Genomic DNA, 5,714 nt, shown 5'->3' on the forward strand with positions numbered 1-5,714 from the left:
CATGCCCGTGTGCGTGTGCCAGCCAGTGGAGCATGCGTTCGCCTTCCGAACAGGCCCCGCCGCAAGTTCGCGACACTACGCCGGAAAACGCGCCGCGGATGTTCGCTTCCAGCGTCAGGTTGATCTCCGGGACCCAGGATGAGGATCTTGCGCGGCGTCGTCGCGCTGCAGCACGCCTGGGGCGCAGGCCTGCAGATAGACCTCTCTTCGGCGGCCCGCTGCCCGCTGACGCGTACAGCAGCATCGGGCTGAAGCCCATCGCACCGCCGATGGCATCCGCCGCCTGCCGACCGACATGCCGGTGCTGAACGCGGCCCAGCGGCAGGCGGCGGATGCCATCGGCGGTGCGATGGGCTTCAGCCCGATGCTGCTGTACGGCGTCACGGGCAGCGGCAAGACCGAGGTCTATCTGCAGGCGCTCGCCCAGGTGCTGCAGCGCGACGACGCCGCGCAGATCCTGATCCTGGTCCCGGAGATCAACCTGACGCCGCAGCTGGAAGCGAACATCCGCGCGCGCTTTCCCGGCGTGATGCTGGCGACCTTGCACAGCAGCCTGTCGGAAGGCGAACGCATGCTGCACTGGCTGGCCGCGCACACGGGCCGCGCGCGCATCGTGCTGGGCACGAGACTGGCGATCCTGGCGTCGCTGCCGAACCTGAAAATGATCGTCATCGACGAGGAACACGACCCGTCGTACAAGCAGCAGGAAGGCCTGCGCTATTCGGCGCGCGACCTGGCCGTATGGCGCGCGCGCCAGCTGCATATCCCGATCGTGCTGGGGTCGGCCACGCCGTCGCTGGAAAGCTGGCACCACGCGCAGACGGGCCGCTACCGCAGGCTGGAACTGCGCGAGCGCGCCGTGCGCGATGCCGTGCTGCCGCGCGTAAAACTGATCGACATGGAGCGCGACAAGCCGAAGGAGGGCCTGACGCCGACGCTGATGCAGGCGCTGCGCCTGCGCATCGAACGGGGCGAGCAATCGTTGCTGTTCCTGAACCGGCGCGGCTACGCCCCCGTGCCTGCGCCGCGAGGCGTGCGGCTGGATCAGCAACTGCACGCGCTGCACCGCATTCATGGTCCTGCACCGGCCGGAGCGGCGCCTGCGCTGCCACCACTGCAGCCTGGAGATGCGCATCCCGCACGCGTGCCCGACCTGCGGCAACATCGATTTGCAGCCGCTGGGCCGCGGCACCCAGCGCGTCGAGGAAGGCTTGCAGGCGCTCTTCCCGCAGGCGCGCATCCTGCGCATCGACGCCGACTCCACGCGCCGCAAGGGCAGCGCGCAGGAGGCGTTCGATACCGTGCACCGCGGCGACGTCGATATCCTGATCGGCACGCAGATGGTCGCCAAGGGCCACGACTTCAAACGGCTGACCCTCGTCGGCGGTGCCGAATCCGGACACGGCGCTGTTCTCGCAGGATTACCGCGCCAGCGAGCGCCTGTTCGCGCAGCTGATGCAGGTGGCGGGACGCGCCGGCCGGGCCGGACTGGAATCGGAAGTGCTGATCCAGTCGCGCTACTGCCAGCATCCGCTGTACGGCGCCGTGATGCGGCACGACTACGACCGCTTCGCCGGCAGCCTGCTGGAAGAACGCCACCAGGCCGCGCTGCCGCCGTACATGTACCAGGCGCTGCTGCGTGCCGAGGCGCCCGAGCTGGCGACGGCCATCGAATTCCTCGAGACCGCGCGCGACGCGGTGCCGTCGGACGCGGTCGTCATCAACGAGCCGATCCCGATGACGATGACCCGCGTGCACAACGTCGACCGCGCGCAACTGCTGGTCGAATCGAATTCGCGGCCGGCGCTGCAGGCGTTCCTGACCGAGTGGGTCGAGGCGTTGCGGGCGCTGAAGTCGCGGGTGCGCTGGTCGCTCGAGGTCGATCCGCTCGATATCTGACGCGGTGACGCTTGGTGGGCGGAGGCCGCCCACCCCGTGCCCGCCATGCCCCGCCGCCAATCCAAAGTCTCCTGGTTTCAAGCCGAGTTCCTGAAAACAGCGTATCGTCACGCTCGTGAACTTCCCGGAGGTGAGGATGAAGAAAATGAAGGTCGATGTCGCCATCATCGGCGCCGGCACGGCCGGCCTGGTCGCCTACCGCGCCGCCCGGGCGCAGGGCGCGCGGACGGTGCTGATCGAGAGCGGCGTCTACGGCACCACCTGCGCGCGCGTGGGCTGCATGCCCAGCAAACTCCTGATCGCCGCCGCCGAGGCCGCGCACATGCTGCACCTCGCGCCCGGATTCGGCGTCCATCCGGGCGATGTCCGCATCGACGGCGTGGCAGTCATGGAACGCGTGCGGCGCGAGCGCGACCGCTTCGTCGGCTTCGTCGTCGAAGGCGTCGATGCCATGCCGGCCGAGGACAAAGTGCGCGGCCACGCCCGCTTCACCGATCCGCACACGCTGATGGTCGACGACCACACCGAGATCGACGCCTGCCGCGTCGTGATCGCCACCGGCTCCAGCCCGACGCGCCTGCCGGTGCTGGACAACGTGGGGCCCGGCGTCATCACGAGCGACGACGTGTTTTACTGGAACGACCTGCCGCGTTCCGTGGCCGTGATCGGCACGGGCGTCATCGGGCTGGAAATCGGCCAGGCCCTGGCGCGCCTGGGCGTGCGCGTGCGCATGGTCGCGCGCGGCGGCAGCGTGGCGCAGCTCTCCGACCCCGTCGTGCTCAAGACCGCCGCGCGCGTGCTGTGCGAGGAACTCGACATCCACTTCCAGTCGCGCATCCTGCGCGCCGAGCAGGACGGCGACGACGTCGTGCTGACGACGGGCCGCCACGACGAAGCGCATACGGAACGTTTTCAGTACGTGCTGCAGGCCGCCGGCCGCACGCCCAACGTGCACGACCTCGGCCTGGAAAACGCCGGCGTCGCGCTGGACGGCAACGGCGTGCCCCTGTTCGATCCGCGCACCATGCAGTGCGGGAACAGCCACATCTTCATCGCCGGCGACGCCAACCACGAGCGTCCCGTGCTGCCCGAGGCGGCCGACCACGGCAAGATCGCCGGCGACAACGCCGGCCGCTTCCCGGACATCCGCCCCGGGCTGCGCCGCACGCCGCTGACGGCCGCGTTCACGGAGCCGAACGTCGTCACGCTCGGCGCCAGCTACAAGACGCTGTGCGCGCCGGGCAGGTCGAAGTTCGCGGTGGGGCAGGTGTCGTTCGAGAACCAGGGCCGCAGCCGCGTGATGTTGCAGAACAAGGGCATGTTGCGCGTCTACGGCGAGTACCGCACGGGCCGCTTCCTGGGCGCCGAGATGATCGCCCCGCGCGGCGAACACATCGGCCACTTGCTGAGCTGGGCGGTGCAGTCGCGCATGACGGTCGACCAGATGCTGGAGATGCCGTTTTATCACCCCGTGATCGAGGAGGGCGTGCGCACGGCGTTGCGCGACCTCGCGGCCAATCTCGCGAAGGGAGAAAGCGACATCGATCCGGACGAGGTGGAACCCGGTACGTGATGCGTGGTTCAGTCGTAGGGTGGGCGCCCCGAGCCCACCATCCTTAATTCAGCAGCGAGGCGTCCAGCTTCCCGTCCGCCGCCAGCTGGCGCACGACCTTGACGGTGTCGATGTCCGCTTCCTTGTACGCCGACTTCTTGAAGTCCTCGTACATCCGGCCGGTCTCGTCGGTGGCCGACGGATTGCCGTCGTCGTAGCGGAAGCGCACCACCAGCGCTTCCTGCGTCGGCGTCTCGATGCTCATGGTCAGCAGCGACTGGGCGATGTCGCGCTGCGCCGGCACTTCGTAGCGCACCTCGTGCAGCGGGGTCAGGGTCACCTTGTCGTCGATGACGAGGTCGCCATAGCGCAGGCGCCGCGCGAAGCTGCCGCTGGTCCGTTCGGTGATCGTGCATTCGTCCAGGTGCGGCACGAACAGTTTCGGATCCTCGGCGCGCAGCACGAGGCCGCGCCACAGCTGCTCGCGGGTGATGGTATCCATCAGCGGGTTGAGGGGATCGTTTATCTCAATCAGGTGTTCAAATTTCATTTTGATTAACTCGTGCAAACGGCGCCGGAGGCGCTCACGGGACGATGGTAACGCATACCGTGTCCGGGGCGCGACATATCGGTCCATGCATTTGTAAAGGGGCGTTAAACCACGCGACATATGCAGACGAATTGCGGCACACTCTCGGCGATTGTAGTGCATCCATATTGTCGAGTATTTACAATGCCCCTGCATCGCGTCTCCCCCTATTCTCAAAAGCGTTGCCCTCGTGCGCAACTGGCTGGTCGAAAACGTTCCCTGATCCGATTCGATGCTCGGCTATGACCTGTTCCTCAAGCTCGGCAACGACTTCGTCGCCGGCCAGCGCCTGAAACTGTCCGCGCTGGCGCAGGGCTTGCCGTACGCCGCCGAAGAGGTCGCCGCCCGAGTTGCGCCGTTTCGAGGAACACGGCCTGGTGGCGCTGGCGAGCGATGCCGACGACGGCCTTGTGGTGGAAGGCACCGAGCGTTTCCTGGCGCTGCTGGACCGCTATGGCCGCGTCTTCGACGCCGTGTTCATCGTGCGTGGCGAATTGCGCGGCCAGCAGTTGCTGGTGTCGTCGAACCAGCCCGAACTCGCCGATTTCGGACGCCTGCTGTACGACCGCATGTACGACCTCGGCTGGCTGTACCTGCACAATTTCGGCAGTGCGTGCTTCCTCATCGCGTCGCTGGTGCGAAGACTGGCCGAACTGCACGGCCACCGCGCCCGCATCGTGTCGGGCCTGGTCGAAGTGGAAAACCAGGGCAACGTTTTCCTGCTGGGCGGGCAGGGCTTCGCGAAGCCGGGGCAGATCGACGGCCACGCCGCCTGCGTCATCGACGACGCGCTCGTGCTGGATTTTGGCCTGGGTAACGTACGCAATCGTACCGGCGCGATTTTTATTGGGGCACGATCGCCGATTACGAGCGCGACGGCGCCGTGTTCGCCCGGCTGACGCTGCCGGATGGCGTCACCATGGCCTGGAAGGACGACTGGCAGTCACCCGCCACCGACGCCGAGCTGGCCCGCTACGCGCCCCACATCGACGACCTGGCCGCGCAATACGTCGCCCGCTACCGCTGAATCCGTGGCGCCCTTGCCGGCGCGTCAAGGCAGGCTCCGCAACACGGCCATGCGCATTTGCGCCGGCCCGCTTCAACGCGGGGACGAGCTTGTTGACAATGCTGAGCGCGCCCATCGAAGGTTCCCATGTCCAACGCCCCGAATTTCGGCCTGAACGGTCCGCAAAGCGAAGCCGTGCTCTATCTCGACGGTCCCTGCCTGGTGCTGGCCGGCGCCGGTCGGGCAAGACGCGCGTCATCACCCAGAAGATCGCCTACATGATCGAGCACCGCGGCTACGATCCGCGCACGATCGCCGCGCTCACGTTCACGAACAAGGCCGCGCTCGAAATGCAGGAACGCATCGCCAAGCTGCTGAAACAGCCCAAGCAGGCCAAGCAGCTGACCGTCTCGACGTTCCACTCGCTGGGCGTCAAGATCCTGCGCCAGGAAGCGGCCTGGCGTCGGCTTGAAGGACCGGTTTTCGATCATGGACAGCGACGACTGCTACACCGTCGTCTCCGACCTCGCCGTCACCACCGACAAGCAGGATATTCGCCGCATCCAGAACGCGATCTCGCTGTGGAAGAACGGCCAGGTGCTGGATCATCCAACTAACTCCTCCGTTTTAACCTTAGCAATACGTAACTGAACGAGTAGGCTAACATA

Annotated in this window: 4 protein-coding genes and 3 pseudogenes; 5 read left to right on the plus strand and 2 right to left on the minus strand. The window is 66.9% G+C overall.

Going from position 1 to position 5,714, the window contains the following annotated elements; genetic code table 11:
* Positions 1-259: pseudogene (locus ACWNCF_RS01500) on the minus strand (primosomal protein N'); the annotation flags it as partial.
* A 27-nt stretch (positions 260-286) separates the two neighbouring features.
* Here ACWNCF_RS01500 and ACWNCF_RS01505 point away from each other — a divergent pair.
* Positions 287-1,899 (plus strand): annotated as a pseudogene (locus tag ACWNCF_RS01505) (primosomal protein N'); the annotation flags it as partial.
* Positions 1,900-2,035: 136 nt separating this feature from the next.
* Positions 2,036-3,472 carry a dihydrolipoyl dehydrogenase gene (locus ACWNCF_RS01510; protein ID WP_449405764.1) on the plus strand — a complete coding sequence of 479 codons (1,437 nt, stop codon included), beginning with the start codon at positions 2,036-2,038 and terminating at the stop codon, positions 3,470-3,472.
* A gap of 43 nt (positions 3,473-3,515) precedes the next feature.
* On the opposite strand, the gene ACWNCF_RS01515 is transcribed toward ACWNCF_RS01510, so the two are convergent.
* Complete coding sequence (locus ACWNCF_RS01515) at positions 3,516-4,001, minus strand: SRPBCC family protein (protein WP_449405765.1); 486 nt, start codon at positions 3,999-4,001, stop codon at positions 3,516-3,518.
* Positions 4,002-4,390: 389 nt separating this feature from the next.
* Here ACWNCF_RS01515 and ACWNCF_RS01520 point away from each other — a divergent pair, with 389 nt between their 5' ends.
* From ACWNCF_RS01520 to ACWNCF_RS01530, 3 genes and pseudogenes are all read left to right on the plus strand, one after another.
* Positions 4,391-4,939 carry a hypothetical protein gene (locus tag ACWNCF_RS01520; protein WP_449405766.1) on the plus strand — a complete coding sequence of 183 codons (549 nt, stop codon included), beginning with the start codon at positions 4,391-4,393 and terminating at the stop codon, positions 4,937-4,939.
* Positions 4,924-5,067, plus strand: a complete 144-nt coding sequence (locus ACWNCF_RS01525; RefSeq protein ID WP_449405767.1) for a hypothetical protein — start codon at positions 4,924-4,926, stop codon at positions 5,065-5,067. The genes ACWNCF_RS01520 and ACWNCF_RS01525 overlap by 16 nt, the downstream gene beginning before the upstream one ends.
* Positions 5,068-5,193: 126 nt before the next feature.
* Positions 5,194-5,646 (plus strand): annotated as a pseudogene (locus ACWNCF_RS01530) (UvrD-helicase domain-containing protein); the annotation flags it as partial.
* Positions 5,647-5,714 lie beyond the last annotated feature (68 nt).

Source organism: Massilia phosphatilytica (assembly GCF_977014125.1).